Annotated in this window: 13 protein-coding genes; 11 read left to right on the top strand and 2 right to left on the bottom strand. The window is 66.8% G+C overall.

What is annotated here, in order from left to right:
* Positions 1 to 6 precede the first annotated feature (6 nt).
* The 10 genes from GHK24_RS02700 (at position 7) to GHK24_RS13755 (ending at position 12,213) form a co-directional block, all read left to right on the top strand.
* Positions 7 to 867: a PulJ/GspJ family protein gene (locus GHK24_RS02700; RefSeq protein WP_194286358.1), complete on the top strand. Its 861-nt coding sequence runs from the start codon at positions 7 to 9 to the stop codon at positions 865 to 867.
* A gap of 110 nt (positions 868 to 977) precedes the next feature.
* Positions 978 to 1,418: a hypothetical protein gene (locus GHK24_RS02695; RefSeq protein WP_153468514.1), complete on the top strand. Its 441-nt coding sequence runs from the start codon at positions 978 to 980 to the stop codon at positions 1,416 to 1,418.
* A gap of 6 nt (positions 1,419 to 1,424) precedes the next feature.
* Positions 1,425 to 5,105, top strand: coding sequence for a DUF6701 domain-containing protein (locus GHK24_RS02690; protein WP_153468512.1), 3,681 nt, complete (start codon positions 1,425 to 1,427; stop codon positions 5,103 to 5,105).
* Positions 5,106 to 5,200: 95 nt separating this feature from the next.
* On the top strand, positions 5,201 to 6,139 hold the full coding sequence (locus tag GHK24_RS02685) for an agglutinin biogenesis protein MshI (protein WP_153468509.1): 939 nt from the start codon (positions 5,201 to 5,203) through the stop codon (positions 6,137 to 6,139).
* Positions 6,136 to 7,008, top strand: coding sequence for a PilN domain-containing protein (locus GHK24_RS02680; protein ID WP_153468505.1), 873 nt, complete (start codon positions 6,136 to 6,138; stop codon positions 7,006 to 7,008). Before GHK24_RS02685 ends, GHK24_RS02680 begins: the two co-directional genes overlap by 4 nt.
* Entirely contained in the window at positions 7,005 to 7,754 is a 750-nt protein-coding gene (gspM, locus tag GHK24_RS02675) for a type II secretion system protein GspM (RefSeq protein WP_153468502.1), read from the top strand. Before GHK24_RS02680 ends, gspM begins: the two co-directional genes overlap by 4 nt.
* Positions 7,739 to 8,170: an MSHA biogenesis protein MshK gene (locus GHK24_RS02670; protein WP_153468499.1), complete on the top strand. Its 432-nt coding sequence runs from the start codon at positions 7,739 to 7,741 to the stop codon at positions 8,168 to 8,170. Before gspM ends, GHK24_RS02670 begins: the two co-directional genes overlap by 16 nt.
* Complete coding sequence (gene mshL / locus GHK24_RS02665) at positions 8,167 to 9,903, top strand: pilus (MSHA type) biogenesis protein MshL (protein WP_153468496.1); 1,737 nt, start codon at positions 8,167 to 8,169, stop codon at positions 9,901 to 9,903. The genes GHK24_RS02670 and mshL overlap by 4 nt, the downstream gene beginning before the upstream one ends.
* A 19-nt stretch (positions 9,904 to 9,922) precedes the next feature.
* Entirely contained in the window at positions 9,923 to 10,750 is an 828-nt protein-coding gene (locus GHK24_RS02660) for an AAA family ATPase (RefSeq protein ID WP_167680801.1), read from the top strand.
* 32 nt (positions 10,751 to 10,782) lie between these two features.
* Positions 10,783 to 12,213: a tetratricopeptide repeat protein gene (locus GHK24_RS13755; RefSeq protein WP_153468493.1), complete on the top strand. Its 1,431-nt coding sequence runs from the start codon at positions 10,783 to 10,785 to the stop codon at positions 12,211 to 12,213.
* Here GHK24_RS13755 and GHK24_RS02650 read toward each other — a convergent pair.
* Positions 12,170 to 12,928: a ComF family protein gene (locus GHK24_RS02650; protein ID WP_153468490.1), complete on the bottom strand. Its 759-nt coding sequence runs from the start codon at positions 12,926 to 12,928 to the stop codon at positions 12,170 to 12,172. The genes GHK24_RS13755 and GHK24_RS02650 overlap by 44 nt on opposite strands.
* 43 nt (positions 12,929 to 12,971) lie before the next feature.
* Here GHK24_RS02650 and GHK24_RS02645 point away from each other — a divergent pair, with 43 nt between their 5' ends.
* Positions 12,972 to 14,405 (top strand): DUF4139 domain-containing protein, encoded by a 1,434-nt coding sequence (locus GHK24_RS02645; RefSeq protein WP_153468487.1) that lies wholly within the window; start codon positions 12,972 to 12,974, stop codon positions 14,403 to 14,405.
* Here the strand turns inward: GHK24_RS02645 and GHK24_RS02640 are convergent.
* Positions 14,402 to 15,109 (bottom strand): hypothetical protein, encoded by a 708-nt coding sequence (locus GHK24_RS02640; RefSeq protein WP_153468484.1) that lies wholly within the window; start codon positions 15,107 to 15,109, stop codon positions 14,402 to 14,404. The two genes, GHK24_RS02645 and GHK24_RS02640, sit on opposite strands and share 4 nt — an antisense overlap.
* Positions 15,110 to 15,153 lie beyond the last annotated feature (44 nt).

Below are 15,153 nucleotides of genomic sequence, written 5' to 3'. Positions count from 1 at the left end.
GGCAGAATGCTCGCCCTCCGTCGCTGGCAGGGTGGGGTGACGCTGATCGAAATGGTCGTCGTCATCGCCATTAGCGGCATCTTGCTGGCGCTGGTCGGCATGTTTACGCGTACGCAGATCAGCAGTTACAGCGATGTCGCCAATCGCGCCGATCTTGCCGACGCCGCCGATACCGCCTTGCGGCGCATGGCGCGTGAGTTGCAGGCCGCGCTGCCCAACAGCGTGCGTCTTTCCGCCGGCGGCAATATGCTCGAATTCGTGCCGGTGAAGGACGCCGGCCGCTACCGCGCGCAGCCGGGGGGCGGCGCCAGCGACGATCCCGCCGATTTCACGTCTACTACCGACAATTCCTTCGATGTTTTCGGGCCGCCGGTGCAGGTGACTGCCGGCGATCAGCTGGTGGTGTTCAACCTCGGCATCCCCGGCGCCGACGTCTACTCCAGTACGGCGACGTCGAGCACCCGGCGGGCGCTGACCAAAACCGGCACGCTGTCGAATCTCTCGTACGCCGTTGGCGCCGCGCAGTTTCCCTTTGCTTCGCCGCAGAATCGCTTTCATATCGTCGGCGGCCCGGTGACGCTCGAATGCGCCCCCAACGCCGCCAATCCCGATCTCGGCACCCTTCGGCGGCACTGGTGCTACGGCTTCGCGGCGACGCAGCCCAGCGCCTTTGGCAGTCTGCCCGTCTACGCCGGATGCACGGCCGAGCGCTCGGCGGTCGTGGTCGCCGGCGTCAGCGCATGCACCTTCAACTACGCGCCGGGTGCCTTGCAGCGCAATGGTCTGGTGTCGATGCGCGTGACGCTGACGCGCAACAACGAGAGCATTACCCTCCTGCATCAGGTCGATGTGGTGAATACGCCATGAGAACGTCGTCGCCGCTGTCGCCTCCGCCGCTGCTGTCATCAATGCTCCCGTCACGGTCGCCGGCTGCGCCGAGACGTCGCCTTGTCGGTCGCCGGCGCGCGCAGCGGGGTGTGTCGATCATCTCGGCAATCTTTCTGCTGCTGTTGTTCGCGGCGCTGGCGGCGATCATGGCGCAAGTCGTCAGTTCGTCGAATACGACCGCCGCGCAGGACGTGCAAGGAAGTCGGGCCCTGCAGGCGGCACAGGCCGGCGTCGAGTGGGGCCTTTTTCAGCTCGACCCCAACGGCGATTCGGCCGCCCTGCCGAGTTGCTTTGCAACCAATCCGACGGTGCTCACGACGATCTCCGACTACCAGGTATCGGTGCGCTGCACGCCGTATCCCGGCGCGACGACGACATATGCCGAGGGTGGCAAGACGCTGCGCGTGTTCGAGATCACCGCAACGGCCCGCGCCACGGCGAGCCAGCCGCTGACCATCGAGCGCGAAGCCCGCGTGCGCGTCGAGAAATGCCGCGATTCGACCATCACCGCCGCTCCCTTTGATTGCTGATCCGCGATGCCCTTGACTCCCGACACCTTTCCCCTGCGCCGCGCGGCGACTGCGTCGTGTGCCGCGATCCGCTGCACGGTGCGTCTGGGCGTCTGGCTGCGCCAGCGCGTGCGTGGCGCCCTGCTGGCCCTCGTCCTGTTCGCGCCGCTTGCCGCGCAGGCGACCAACTACGTTTTGCCGGGTAAGTTGCCCAGTTTGTGCTACCAGTCCAGCAGTACCCGCTACACCTGCCCCTTTGGTCTCAGTCTGGACTGGAACGACAGCATCAGTGTCCGCAACCCCAATACGACGCTGGCGGTTTCCGGCACGCTCTGGCTCAACGGCAACGAAATCAATACCGGTAGCACGGCCAGTGGTTTTGTCATCACCGCTGACACCATCGCCGGAAACAACTACGCCAACGTCAACGCAGCGTTGTCGGCGACGGGGAATATCTCGCTCGGCTACAACAGCAACGTCATCGGCGACATCACGGCGGGTGGTTATTTTTCGACGCAGTGGTACTCGAGCGTGACGGGCTCGATCACGGCGTCGTCGATTTCGGATAGCGGGGGGAGCGACTACATCGGTAATCTGGTGGCGACCTCGGGCTATGTTTCGCTGGGCTCAGGGGATACGGTGACGGGCTCGATCAACGCGGCGGGCTCGATCAACCTGAGCAGTGGCAATTCCGTGAGTGGCGATGTCGTCAGCAGCGGAAGCTGGATTGCCCTGCGCAGTTCGGGGACGACGGTCTCCGGCAACGTCAATGCCTACAGTTCCGTACTGCTCGAGAGCGGAGCGACCGTTGGCGCCAATGTGACGAGCACGGCGGGCCAGGTGCAGATCAACTCCTCCGGCGCGAGCGTGGGTGGCAACGTGCTGGCGGCGAGCGATATTTCGCTCGGGAGTGGCGATCAGGTACTGGGCAGCGTGACCAGTACGGGCGGCAATGTCATCCTGTATTCGTCGTCGGCAACGGTTGGCAAATGCGTCACAGCGAGTAGCTCGAAGAGTATTTACCTTGGCTGGGCGGCCTCGGTCGGCGGTGTCTGCTGCCTCTCCGGCGGTACTTGCGGGACGAGTTGCGTCAGTAACAACAGTGGGCAGAGCATGCCGTCGGCCTGCCAGGGGTCGAGCAACACTTGCATCGTCGACAGTTTTGCCAGTGGCACGCTCAATAGTTCGCTGTGGAATGCCCTGTCGATCAGCGGTGGCTTTACGCCTGCCGTGGCGAACGTCAGCGGCTCGCCGCGCATCCGCATGACGACCAATGCCGGCAACGAATCGACCATGTTGCAGCTGAAAAAGTGGTTCCCCGGCGCCGGCAACAAGATCGTCGTCGACTTCGACTATTACGTGTACGGCGGCAGTGGCGCCGATGGTCTGTCGGTGGTCTTTTCCGACGCCAGCGTCGCACCGCAGCCGGGGGGCTTTGGCGGCTCGCTCGGCTATGCCTCGCGCGATGGTTCGGTGAATGGCTTTGCCGGTGGCTGGCTGGCGGTTGGTCTCGACGAATATGGCAATTTCTCCAACAACACCGAAGGGCGGCCGGGTTACCCGGCGGGCTGGTCGGCGCCGAGCGGGGCCAACAGTTCGGCAGGCTTTCGCGCCAATGCGGTCGCCGTGCGCGGCAGTGGCAGCGGCCTGAACGGCTATGCGCTGCTCGCGAGTACCGGCACCCTGACGACGCCGCTCTGGCGGAGTTCGAACACGTCGGCGACGTCGCAGCACTTTCGCATCACCATCGACCACACCAACAACGTCAATGCCTACGTGACGGTCGAGCGCGATGTATCGGGCGGCGGTAGCAACTACACGACGCTGATTCCGAAGTTCGATGTGCTGGCGAGCGGCAGCGGGCAGGCGGCGGTGCCGCAGAACTGGCTGGTTTCCTTCGCCGGTTCGACCGGGACCAGCAATAACTATCGCGAAATCGCCAACCTGCGCATTTGTGCGCCGTATGTCACCGATCCGGGCAACTCCGCCAACGCCGGCGCGTTCGATTGCCTCGAAACCGGCGCCAACGTGCCGTGGGTGGCGACCGCGCGTCATCCGCTGTACACCAAGCTCGCCGGCGCCGATTTCGCCATCGACATCGCTGCGCTGAAGAGCGACGGCACGCTGGAATCGAACTACGTCGCGGCGGGCGGCAGTTCCAAGTACGTCAAGGTTGAGCTCTTCGACGACACGACGCCGGCGGCAACATGCTCGGCCTACGCCAATCCGGTCGCCGCGCAAACGGTGGCCTTTGTCTCGGGCAATCCCTCCAGTGCGGCGGGGCGCACGCGTACCGGCGCGTTTTCGGTCAGCCGTGCGTACGCAAAGCTGCGCTGCCGGGTGAAGGAGTGCACAGACGGGACCTGCGGCAGCTTTACCTCGCAAGCGCCCGCCTGCTCGACGGACCAGTTTGCCGTGCGGCCGGGCGCCGTCAGTCTGATGACCTCGGCGTCTGCCGCCGCGCCGTCGGCGACGGCCTCGCCTGTCATCAAGGCGGGGGCCGTCTTCAGTCTGCAAGCCATCACGTCGACCAGCGCCAGCGACGCGTACGCGGGGTCGCTCTTGCAGGATGGCACCAAACTTTCCGCCCAGATCAGCACGCAAGCGACCACGCAGCAAAGCGGCGGCACCGTCGGCACGCTGACACCGACTTCGCTGATCGCTAACGCGGCGGCCGTGAGCGCCACGTACAGCGAGGTCGGCTACCTCTACCTCGCGCCGGGTGCTTTCCTCGACGATTCGTTCACTGCCGTCGATAGCGCGCAGGGAGATTGCGTCACCGACACGACGGGCAACGCCAACCTCGCGGTCAGCGTCAACGCGGCCGGTCAGTACGGTTGCCATATCGGTAACACCGCTGCCGTGTCGCTCGGGCGCTTCATCCCCGATCATTTCAAGACGACGACGATCGAGGGCTGCAGTGCCGCTCCATTTACCTACTCCGGGCAGCCTTTTACGGTGCGTATCGACGCGCTGAATGCGACCTCGGCCAACACCCTCAACTACGCCAACGCGTTCGCCAACGGTGTCACGCTCAGCGACGGCTCCGGATCGCCCTCGCCTGGCGGCTTTGGCGCGACCGGCAGCATTCCTGGCACTGCCTTTGCCGGCGCGGCGGGGGCCGGGCAGGGATTCGCCAGCGTCAACACGCCGACCTACACCTTCAGCACCACGCCGACGGCGCCCCGAACCATCAGCGTGCGCGCGACCGACAACGATGCGGTGAGCTCCGCCGGCTTCGCCGAGGGCAATGCGCATATCCGCTCGGGGCGTCTCTGGCTCGCCAACGCGTATGGATCGGAGTTACTCGATCTGCCGCTCACCCTGGAGGCGCAGTACTGGAACGCGGGCGGCTATTACGTTACCAACCGCGACGACGTTTGCACATCGCTGGCGGGGTCGAGCATCGCCCTGTCGGGCTATCAGCAGAATCTTTCGGCTTGCGAAACCTACTTCGTCCCGGCCACAGCGCAAACCGCCGCCAACGGAAAATTCCCGCTACGCCTTAAAGCGCCGGGGGCTGGCAATAGCGGTTCGGTGGCGCTGACGGTCAATACGGGCGCGGCGGCCAGCGGTCAGACCTGCGTCTCTCCGACGGTGTCGAGCGCGACGGCCGGTAATGTGCCCTGGTTTGGCAACGTACCGACGGCGCGGGCGACCTTTGGTGTGCGCAAGACGCCGCTGATCTATCGCCGGGAGACCTACTGATGTGTCATGTCGTATGGCTCTGCTGCAACGGAATCCCTTGTGATTTAGCACGTTAGAAAGTACGCTTCGCCCTGAATATAAGGATGAGAACAGGAATGTTGCCGTTATCCCGAGTCCGGCGTCAGCCGGGCTGGCTGGCGGTGGTGGTACAGGGGGGGCGAGTGGTTCTGGCCCATGGTGTACGCCACTCCGGTGCGCGACCGGAAATTCGCTTGCTGGAATCTTTCCGCGTTGAAGAAGACGAAAAACGAGCTCTGGAGCGCCTGCGCGCTTCGCATGGGCTGAAGGCGTACGCCTGTACGACTCTGCTGCCGCTTGGCCACTACACGCTGACGCAGGTCGATGCGCCGAATGTGCCGGTAGCCGAACGCAGGGAAGCGGCGCGCTGGGGCTTGAAGGGGCTGGTCGATTTCCCGGTAGATACGGCGTGCGTCGACGTTCTCGACATTCCGCTGGAGGGGGGCGGTCGTCAGGCCAGCATTTTTGTCGCCGCCGCCGCCGAATCCGCTGTGCGTGCCTGCGCGCTGCCGTTCGAGGATGCGAACGTGACGCTGGCGAGCATCGACATTCCCGAACTCGCGCAGCGCAACATCGCGGCGCTCTTTGAGGACGAAAACCGGGGGCTGGCCTTCCTGCACCTCGACGAAAATGGCGGACGCCTGACGCTGACGTATCGCGGCGAGCTGATCGCCGTGCGCCGCGTCGAGATCGCCGCCCTGCAACTGGCCGACGACGATGTCGCCCGCCGCGACAAGGCGCGCGAGCGTCTGGCGCTGGAGTTGCAGCGCAGCCTCGATAATTTCGACCGTCAGTTCAGCTTCATCTCGGTCTCGAAGCTGCTGCTCGCGGTTTCCCCGCCCGTCGAGGAGTTGCGCGGTTTTCTGGCGGAGAACCTCTACGTGCCGGTGGTCGACATGGATCTGGCGACGGTCATGGATTTTCCGTCGGTACCTGAATTGCGCGAGCGCAGCCGGCAAGCGGCCAGCCTGCTCGCCATCGGTGCCGCCCTGCGTTCTGACGAGGTTGCCGCGTGACGCAGGAAATCAATCTTTACGAAGCGCGGCTGCGCCCTCGCCGCGAGTGGGCCACGGCCCGCACGCTCGGCATCGCCACCGCCGTGTCGCTGGCGCTGGTGGCGTCGCTGGCGGTTTATTTCCGCTTTGACGCGGCGCATACCGCCGTCGAGCTAAGCTCCCTGCAAGGCGAACTCGCGCGCGATCAGACGCGTCTGTCGGCGCTCGAAAAATCGCTCGCCGAGCGGCGCGTCTCGCCAGCACTGGCCGGGCAGTTGGCGCAAGTCAATGCCCGACTGGAAACCCGGCAGGCGGTGATGGATGTGCTCGATTCGGGGCGCATCGGCAATACGCACGGTTTCTCCGACTTCATGCTCGGATTTTCGCGGCAGACGCGGGCGGACCTTTGGCTCACCGGTTTTTCGGTCAGCGCTGGCGGTGAAGAAATCGAACTGCGCGGCGCCGTGCTCGATCCGGCGGTTTTGCCCTCCTATGTGCAGGGATTGGCGCGCGAACCGATCTTCCGTGGCCGGCAGTTTGCGACGCTCACCATGCGCCGCGTCGAACCCGATCCGGCACGGCCGGAGGCGTCCTCTGCGGCCAGTGCCGGCGCCAGCGCGGCGGCATCGCGGCCGATCCGCTACGTCGAGTTTTCGCTGCGTTCGGCCAACGCCGTTGGCGGCGAAGACAGCACGATCAACGGTGGGGCCGGGGCGGGCACACCGCAGGCCGCGTCGGCTGCCACCGCCCCGGTGGCGCCGCCCGCCAAAGCCGATGCTGCCGGCGCCGTCGTGCCGGTGACGGCGGCCAGTCTGCTGAATGCTGTCAATGCCGCGGGGGTACCCGTAACGACTGCCGGCGCACCGGCAACAACGGGAGGACGGCAATGAACGCCTGGTGGCTCCGGTTTTCGGCCCCCGTCTCCGCCCGCTTCGAGGCGTACTCCGCGCGCGAACGCGCCTTGATCTTTGCCGGCGTTGTCGGCGGCATTCTCCTGCTCGGCTGGGTTGTTCTGCTCGAGCCGCAATTGCGCGCCGCCAGCAACGGCAAGAGCGCCATCGTCGAGCAACGCGAGCGTCTCGCCGCCGTGCAGGCGCAGTTGGTGGAATTGCAGTCGCCCGCGCGCGACCCCGACGTTGCCGCACGCGCACAGCTCGAAGCGGCCAGCCAGCGTTTGAGCGAACTGAACGCCCGCTTTGCGACTTTAGAGAGTTCCCTGGTGCCGCCGCAGAACATGTCGCGTCTGCTGGAGGATCTGATCGGCCGCAACAGCAGCCTTCGTCTGCTCAGCCTGCGCACGCTGCCCGTCAGCGCCGTTGCCGAGGCGAAAGCCGCGTCGCGGACGACGGCGCCGGAGGGCAACGCCGAGGTGGCGAAAGACGCGAGCAAACCCGCCAGCGTCGATTCGGGCGCCGCCAAGGAGGCGGCACCGGTGGCCGGGCTCTTCAAGCATGGTGTTGAAATCCGTCTCGAGGGCAGCTACCAGGATCTGGCGGCTTACCTCGCGCGCGTCGAGAAATCGCCCGCCAAGCTGCTGTGGAGCGAGGTGTCGCTCGCGGCCGAAAAGCAGCCAAGGCTGGTATTGACGCTGACCGTATATACCCTGAGTCTGGATCGCGCATGGCTGATCGTCTGAGTTTTTCCAAACGCTCCATACGCGTGGGCCAGCTTGCGCAATGCGCGCTGGCGACGCTGTTGCTGTCGACGACGCTGACAGCAACAGCGCAGAGCCTGCCGGCCCTCGCCGATCCGACGCGTCCTCCGGCGAGTGTGGCGACCGACAGCGGCGCGGCCGAGGCCGATAGCGGGCCGGCGCTGCAATCGGTGATGCTGCCGCGTCAGGGAAAACCTGCGGCGCTGATTAGCGGACAATGGGTGCGGTTGGGCGAGGTGTGGAACGGCAGCCGTCTCGTGCGCGTCAGTGAGCGCGAGGTGGTGCTGCGGGGCGAGGGCGGTACGCTGCGTCTGCTGCTGACGCCGGAGGCGGTAAAGACGCCGACCGGTGAGACCCGGAAAGCGACTCAAGGCATGTTGAAAAAAGGTAACCAATGAAGCTGCAATCGAATGCACTGCATGTGCTCACCCTGCTTGTGCCCTTGACGGCGCTCGTCGTCTCGGGCTGCGCCACGCCTTTGAAAGCACCGAGTGCCACTTTCGACCGGATTGGCGGCGAGCTGTCCAGCGCATCGGCGAGCAAGGCGCGGGGCGGCGACGATGCGGTCGCGCAAGCCATGTTGCCGCCGCTGCAACTCGACGCGCCGACGGCGGCGCCGGTTGAGCCGCGCTTCGATCTGGCGGTGAGCAATGCGCCGGCGGCGCAGGTCTTCATGGCGCTGGTCAGCGGTACCCGCTACAGCATGCTGGTGGCGCCGGACGTCAGCGGCACGATTACCGTCAATCTCAAGAACGTCACGCTGCGCGAAGCGCTGGAGACGATCCGCGAGATGTATGGCTACGAGTTCAAGACGCAAGGCACGCGCATCTACATTCAGTCGAACGCCATCCAGACGCGCATCTTTCAGGTGAATTACCTCGCCGGCAAACGGCAAGGGCAGTCCGACGTGCGTGTGACGTCGAGCTCGATCAGCAACGGTTCGACGACCGGTAACAACAACACCTCCACGCCGACGCCGGTGGCGCAGCCGACGACGACGGGAACGACGCCGACGACGACCTCGGGCGGCATGGTGCAGAGCAGCCGCATCCTGACCACGCAGGACAGCGATTTCTGGCGCGATCTGACGCAGGCACTCAATGCCATCGTCGGCAACGCCGATGGCCGTAACGTCATCGTCAGCCCGGCCTCCGGCGTCATTCTGGTGAAGGCGATGCCGGCCGAGTTGCGCGAGGTCGAAAACTACCTGCGGGCAACGCAGATGATCGTCGAGCGGCAGGTGATGCTGGAAGCCAAAATCATCGAGGTGTCGCTGAGCGAAGCCTTCCAGTCCGGCGTGAACTGGAGCGCTTTCGGTGGCCGCGACAACCGCTACGGACTCGGCATGGTCGGCGCTGGCGCGTCGCTGTCGACGACGGGGGCCATTACCGGGCCGGTTGGCGTTTCGGTGACGCCGGGGGTGGCCGGCGCCGCGTCGGCGACCGCGCTGGGGCAGGGCTTCTTCGGTCTGGCGCTGCAAACCAACAATTTCGCGGCCTTGCTGAACTTCCTGGAATCGCAGGGCGGCGTGCAGGTCTTGTCCAGCCCGCGCATCGCCACCATCAATAACCAGAAGGCCGTGCTCAAGGTTGGTACCGATCAGCTCTACGTCACCAACGTCAGCACGACGACGACCTCGGTCGGCACCAGCACGGTGTCGTCGCCGTCGATCACGCTGCAACCGTTCTTCTCCGGTATCGCCCTCGACGTGACGCCGCAGATCGACGACAACAACAACATCATCCTGCACGTGCATCCCTCGGTCAGCGTCGTCGCCGAGCAGCAAAAGACGATCAACCTCGGTACCCTCGGCAACTTCACGTTGCCGCTGGCGACCAGCGCGATCAACGAGACGGACAGCATCGTCCGCGTGCAGGACGGCAACATCGTCGCCATCGGCGGCCTGATGAAGCAGGACCAGTCGAGCGACCGCAGCGGTCTGCCGGGCGCCAGCGGTCTGCCCGGTGTTGGCCTGCTCTTCGGCCAGCGTTCGTCTTCGCTGACCAAGCGCGAGCTGGTCATCCTCATCAAGCCGACGCTGATCCAGAACGAATCGAGCTGGAAGGACGACCTCAGCGAGACGCAGAACCGCCTGCAAGAACTCGATCCGCGCCAGCTGCGCCCGCGCTGAGGCGGGGACGGGAGGGACGGTGTACCAGAGCCACTTCGGGCTGCGCGATCAGCCCTTCCGCCTGACGCCGGATACCAGCTTCATCTGCGCCCTGCAGTCGCACCAGGAGGCGCTCAACACCTTGTTGATGGCGCTCGACGGCGGCGAGGGCTTCGTCAAGATCATCGGCGAGGTGGGGACGGGCAAGACCCTGCTCTGCCGCCGCTTGCTGCAAACGCTCGGCAAGCAATGGGTGACGGCCTATCTGCCCAATCCGGCCATCGACGCCGACACACTTCTGCGTGCGCTGGCCGAAGAACTCGGCATGAGCGATTTCGCCGATCTCGACGCCTACCACCTGTTGCGGCGGATCAACCGTGCCCTGCTCGATTTCGCCCGGCAGGGCAAGCGCGTACTGGTCTGCATCGACGAAGCGCAGGCCATGCCGGTGGCGACGCTGGAGGCGCTGCGGCTACTCTCCAATCTCGAAACCGAGCGGCGCAAACTGTTGCACATCGCCTTGTTCGCACAGCCCGAACTCGACGCGACGCTGGCGCGCAACGACATGCGCCAGTTGTTGCAGCGCATCGCCTTTCACTACCGCCTGTCCGCCATTGGCAAGAGCGAATTGCCGGCCTATCTCGCGCATCGCCTGCGCGTCGCGGGCTATCGCGGCGAGCTGCCGTTTTCGCCAGCGGCGCTGCGTGCACTGCATCGCGCCAGCGGCGGCGCGCCGCGTCTCGTCAACATCCTCGCGCACAAGTGCCTGCTGGCGGTGTTCGGCGAAGGCCAGCAACGCGTCGAGCGTCGGCACGTGCGCATGGCCGCCGCCGACACCCAGGGCGCACGGCATCCCGGCTGGTGGTAGCGCGCCATGCCGGCCAACCTTAAGGAAACGCGATGAGCCTGATCAATCGCATGTTGCAGGATATCGAGGCGCGCGAAGGCGCCGATGGCGCACGGCGCGGCTTGCCGGAGGACGTGCGTCCCCTGCCGCCGGCACCGCGCCGGCAGATGACGTCCTGGTGGCCGCTCGCTGCCGTGGGCGTCGCGCTGGCGGCGGGCGCTTTCTGGACGCTCAATCGCTCAGCGGGAGACGCCTCGCGCGTCAGTGCCGGCGCCATCGCCGGCGCTGTCCCGGCACCGGCTGCAGCCCCCGCTGCCGCGCCGACGTCCGCCCCGACCGTGGCGTCGGGTGCCGCCCCGGCGGCCAATCCGCCCGCGGCACCCGGTGCGAGTGTGGCGATAGCCGCAGCGGCAGCACCCGTCTCGCCGACAAACGCGACGGCTACGCTGGCCAAGAACCCTGTCGCGCCGGCCGTCACCGCTCCGGCGCCGATCACGGCGGGGGCGGCTGCGCCGCCGGCGGCCACCCTGCCGCGTACGACGGTGGCGGCCTCTCCTGTTGCGCCGCATTCTGCCTCTCCCGCCTCTGCATCTCCTGCTGTGTCGCCGAAGGGCGTTGCCGCCGCTTCGTCGCCGCCGCCTGCTGTGCCAACGAAGGCCGCGCCGGCCGCCGCACAGCCGCCCGCCGCTGCTGTGCTTGCCCAGAAACCCGCCGTGCCGCTTGCCTTGGCGCAGGGCGGCGTCAGCGTTTCCACGCCGGAGGCCGTTGCCAAAAAAGCCGAGCCACTGAAAGTCTCGCCGGCTCTGCCGACGCCGGCGCTGCCGGAGACGCGGCGGGTGGTGGTTGGTGCCGATGGCGCCAGCCCGGCCCCGGCGGCGCGGACGAGCGGGGCGGCCATCGACAAGTCGCCGGTGCCCGCTTCGCCGTCGGAACGCGCCGAGGCGACCTACCGCCGTGCGCTCGGCTCCTTGAATGCGGGCCGGACGGGTGACGCGGCAGAGGAGTTACGCAACGCGCTGGCGATCGATGCGACGCATACGGCGTCGCGCCAGCTGTTGTTGCGGCTGCTGCTGGAAGCGCGGCGCTTTGACGAGGCGGCCGACTTGCTCGACGAGGGGTTGCAACTGGCGCCGGCGAACGTGCAGTGGGCGATGAGTCTGGCGCGTCTGAAGGTCGAGCGCGGCGATCTGCCGGCGGCCTGGCGCGCCTTGCAGCGCTCCCTGCCCGCCGCGTCGGGCAATGCCGACTATCAGGGCTTCGCCGGTCATGTGCTGCTGCGGATGGGCCGCGCGCACGAGGCCGTTGAACGCTACGCGCAGGCGACGCGTCTGGCGCCGGCGGAAGGGCGCTGGTGGCTCGGTCTTGGGTTGGCGCTCGATGCCGACGGCCATGCGGCGGAGGCGCGTGACGCCTGGCAGCGCGCCCGCGCGAGCGGCACGCTTACGCCGGATCTGCTGACGCTGATCGAGCAGAAGCTGCGCTGAGTCCGTCTTCCGCTGGCAAGGCGCGGGCAACGACCAGCGCCGTGACGCGGGCGGCGCCGTGCAGTTTGAGCGTGCGTGCGCATTCGTGGAGCGAGGCGCCGCTGGTCAGCACGTCGTCCACCAGCGCGATATGCAGACCGCTCAGATCGCGTGCGCAGTGAAAGGCCTGTCGCAGGTTGCCAGCGCGCTCGTCGGCCGTCAGTGTGGCTTGCGGCGCCGTCGCCCGGATACGGGTGCAGCTGTGCGCGTCGAGCGTCCAGCCGTGGTGGGCGGCGAGTGGCCGCGCCAGTTCGAGGGCATGATTGAAGCCACGTTGGCGCAAGCGCGTCTCATGCAGCGGCAAGGGGATGACGAGGTCCACGCACAGGCCGCTGGCCCGCTCTGCCAGACGTTCGCCAAAATAGCGCGCCGGCGCGAGCCGGTGGCCGTACTTGAATGACTGGATCAGGGCGTCGACCGGGAAGGCGTAGGGCAGCACGGCGCGGGTGGCATCAAATGCCGGCGCGCGCGTCAGGCAACGTCCGCAGCGCTCGCCACGCAGCGTTGGCAAGGCGCATTGCGGGCACAGACACGGCGGCAAGGCGGGCAGTCTGCCGGCGCAGTTCGCACAGAGCACTTGTGCGCCGCTACTGGCACCGCAGAGCAGACAGTCTTGTGCCAGGAGCGTGTTCAGTGCGCGGCGCAGCCGCGACGGGGCGGACGTTCGAGTCGGCATCGGGCAGGGTATGCTGACGCAGCTAATCAAAGGAGGCAGGACGATGCGGATGAGAGGATTGTTGGCAATCGGCATGCTCTTGGCAAGTGGCGCCAGTGCGCAGAGCGTCGCCGGCGAAGCGTCGGGCGAGCGCGTGGCGGCCGCCAGCGAGCGCGAGGCGACGGCGATCACCGTCTACAACGACGATCTGGCGCTGGTGCGCGAACGCCGTCGCGTCAGTCTGCCGGCGGGCGTCGTGCGTCTCGCCTGGCGGGAGGTTTCCGGACAGATTCGCCCGGAAACGGCGGCCTTGCAGGCGGTCGATGGTGCTCGTCTGAGCGTGCTTGAGCAGAATTTCGACTTCGATCTGCTGACGCCGGAAAAACTGCTCGAGAAATACGTCGGCCGGGAGGTGACGGTGCTGCGTACGCCGCGCGCGGCCGCAGACGAGAGCCGTGAGCGGGCGACGGTGCTGTCGGCCAACAACGGCGTCGTGCTGCGCTTTGCCGACCGTGTCGAGACCGGCGTGCCGGGGCGCCTGCTTTTCGATGCGGTGCCGCCGAGTTTGCGTGACCGACCGACGCTGACCATGCTGCTGGATACAGCGGGAGGGGCACGCTCGCTGGAGCTTTCCTATCTCACCGGCGGGCTTGGCTGGCACGCCGATTATGTCGCCAATCTGTCGGCCGACGCCCGGCACATGGATCTTGCCGGCTGGGTGACGCTGACCAATAGCAGCGGCGCGGCCTACGAGGACGTGCAGTTGCAGCTGGTGGCGGGAACGCCAAACCGTGTGCGCGAGATGGCGCCGCTGCGCGCCGTGATGATGGCGGCCGGCGCGCGCGCCAAGGCCGACGCAGTGGAGGAGTCGCTGCTCGATTACCACCTCTACCGCATCGCGCGGCCGACCTCGATTGCTGACAACCAGACGAAGCAGCTGGCCCTGCTGTCGGCGGCGGCGGTTCCCGTGCGCCGCGAGTACGTGCTCGCGGGGAGCGAAGCGATCTTTCGCGGGCGCGCCGGCTCAGGCGTCGAAAAGCTCAAGCCCGCTGTCTTCATCGAGTTCGCCAATCGCGGCGGCGATCTGGGCGTGCCGCTGCCGGCCGGGGTGGTGCGCGTTTATGCGCGCGATCGGCAGGGCGCGGCGCAGTTCGTCGGCGAGGATCGTCTGGCGCATACGGCGAAGAACGAGACGGTGCGCGTCAGGCTCGGCGAAGCCTTCGATCTGAACGCGGAACGCCGGCAGGCGGCGTTCCGCACGCTGGCCGAGGGGAAGATCGAGGCTACCGTACATTACGAGCTCCGCAATGCGCGCGATGAGGCGGTGACGGTGCGTGTGCAGGAGAGCGTGCCCGGCGATGCTGAAATCGTGCAGCAAAGCCGTCCAGGCGGCCGGGAATCGGCGCAGCTTGCGGTGTGGACACTGGAGGTGCCGGCGAACGGCACGGCGGCGCTCGATTACAGCCTGCGCTTCCGGGCGCCCGCAGCGGAGCGTTAACGCAGGCGTTTGCGGATTTCGCCGTCGCAGCTGGAGGCGACACGCTCGTATTCTTCGGGCGTGTCGAGCAGCGCCTGTGCGGCGTCGCCGCGCGTGAATTCGCGCTGGACGTAAGGCGTCCAGCGTTCCTGGATTTCGCGCAGCAGCTGCGCGCGCGCTTCCCCCTGTTCGCCTCGCCAGGGCCGGCCGGTGGCGAAGCGGCGGCGCAGCGTCTCGCCGAGGCTGATTTCCATGCTCGCCAGATGGGCCTGATAGGTTTTTACGTGGCGCTGCTCGTGCGCGTAGATTTCCTGGTAGGCGCAGCTGCCTTCGGGGAATTCCTTGGCGACATAAACGGTCATCGGGCTGAAGCCGATGGTCAGGGTGATCTGCGGGCTGAAGCACTCCCAGCGCTGTGTCGGATCGCGATAGGTCGGCATCTCGCTGGCAAACTGCACGACGGCCTTGCCGCGCGTCAGGCCAAGCACCTGCTGCCCCGGTCGCACCGCGGCAGCGCCCAGATGCGTCAGTTCCTTGTAGCTAAAGCGGGTGTTGAACGTCACCGGCTCGTCGAAGTGCTTGATGGTGACGGAGGGCGGCGGTAATTCGCTGCATCGGTCGCTCTGCGCAAGCGCCGGCTGGGCGACGAGACAGAGCAGCGCGGCGCCTAAGGCGCAGGTGCTGCGAATCTGGCCGCGCAGGACTGCGGGGCGGCGGACACGCACGGGCGCGGGCGGTGTGCGGCGAGGGGGAAAGACGTGCGTGGGCA

It is taken from the genome of Rhodocyclus gracilis (assembly GCF_009617575.1).
GTDB lineage: Bacteria > Pseudomonadota > Gammaproteobacteria > Burkholderiales > Rhodocyclaceae > Rhodocyclus > Rhodocyclus gracilis.
The sequence above is the reverse complement of the archived record's forward strand: the minus strand, read 5'-3'. Positions and strand labels throughout refer to the sequence as shown.